The sequence below is a fragment of the Aquitalea sp. S1-19 genome (assembly GCF_024343515.1).
In genome coordinates, this window is sequence record NZ_RJTZ01000299.1 from 1 (window position 1) to 1,494 (window position 1,494).

The following is a 1,494-nucleotide window of genomic DNA, read 5'->3' on the forward strand; positions in this document are numbered from 1 at the left end:
TCAACTTCGTCCACATCATGGGCATGATGTTTGCCCTGCATGCAGTCATTCTCGCTGGCTGTGGCTGGTTCTGGCCGCGCCATGGCCGGGCAGGCACAATCGACTTCCGTCTGGCCGATGGCGAACAATTGCCGGCACACCTGCGCCCATGGCGCTATGCCAAGCTGACCAGCGTGCTACTCGTCTGCCTGCTGATATCAATGTACCTGACGTTCTCGCCACTGGGCTTTGCCACTGTTGGCGGCCCCGGTCTGCCATACGGTATGTTGATGGGTACGCTCTGGCTGCTGTTCCTGGCATACGCCGTACGGCATCTGCGCTGTCTTGCCCGCAGCCCGGCACCGGCAATAGAGACAGTCTGATCGTGCCGCAATATTCGATAAAGGAAACGATACATATGGCGGATACCCTGCCGACACCAGCGGCAGGCCCCAGCCTCGCCGGAGCCTGTCTGGCCGAGTTTATTGGCACGGCACTGCTGATTCTGTTTGGAGTGGGCGCCGTTGCCGGCATGCAACTGTCGGGGGCCAATTTCGGCCAGTGGGAAATTTCTCTAACCTGGGGACTGGGCGTCGCGCTGGCGGTCTATGTCGTCGCGGGTGTATCCGGTGCGCACCTGAATCCGGCGGTAACACTGGCGCTGACGGCATGGGCCGGCTTCGAGCGCCGGCGAGCCCTGCCCTACATCTTCGCACAGTGTGCGGGAGCCTTCTGCGCGGCAGCCCTTGTTCTGGCTCTCTATGCACCATTGCTGGCCGGCTGGGAAAGTACACACGGGATTATCCGCGGCACACCGCAAAGCGTGGCCAGTGCCGCCATCTTCACCACCTTCGCCCATGCCAGTCTTGGCAATGTGCAAGCCCTGCTGGTTGAGACCGTTATTACCGCGATCCTGATGACCGGCATTCTGGCGCTGACCGACCCGCGTAACGGCCCATCGCGCGGCTTTGCCGGTGCCTTGCTGATTGGTCTGCTGGTTGCCGTGATTGGAGCCTCGTTCGGCCCCCTGACCGGCTTTGCGATGAATCCGGCGCGCGACTTGGGTCCGCGGCTATTCATTGCACTCGCCGGCTGGGACGCTGTCGCTTTCAACGGTGGACGTGCCAGCGATTACTGGTGGGTACCGGTACTGGGTCCGCTACTGGGCGCACAGATCGGTGCCCTGCTCTACCTGAAGCTGATCTCGCCACACCTGCCACGCTAATCCTGCTTTGCCCCCTATTTCGCATTGAACCCAAGCTCCCGACGCTACCAGCTAGCAGGCGCACGGCCGGACAGATAAAGCGCCAGCTGGGTGATAAAGTCCTGCGAAGGGGCGCGCAGGCCGAGCAGCGCACCGGCAGCCACCAGCAGGCAGACTGCGATAATCAGGCTGGTCTGCTGCGGCCGGCCGCTCTTACCCTGCATACGCAGAAACAGGATGGAGACCCACAGGCCCAGCGCACAACCACTGATCACCTCAGACGGGGACTGCGCTCCGACCACCACCCGTGA

The 1,494-nt window shown here is 62.3% G+C and carries 3 protein-coding genes; 2 read left to right on the forward strand and 1 reads right to left on the reverse strand.

Annotated features, from left to right (window positions below; translation table 11 throughout):
• Together EGI20_RS18580 and EGI20_RS18585 are read left to right on the forward strand one after the other, a co-directional pair.
• A partial coding sequence (locus EGI20_RS18580) for a hypothetical protein (RefSeq protein WP_498630618.1) occupies positions 1-362 on the forward strand: 362 nt, incomplete at its 5' end.
• 35 nt (positions 363-397) lie between these two features.
• Positions 398-1,204, forward strand: coding sequence for an MIP/aquaporin family protein (locus tag EGI20_RS18585; protein WP_498630508.1), 807 nt, complete (start codon positions 398-400; stop codon positions 1,202-1,204).
• A gap of 44 nt (positions 1,205-1,248) precedes the next feature.
• Here EGI20_RS18585 and EGI20_RS18590 read toward each other — a convergent pair.
• Positions 1,249-1,494: hypothetical protein (locus EGI20_RS18590; protein WP_498633176.1), on the reverse strand; the 246-nt coding region annotated here is incomplete at its 5' end.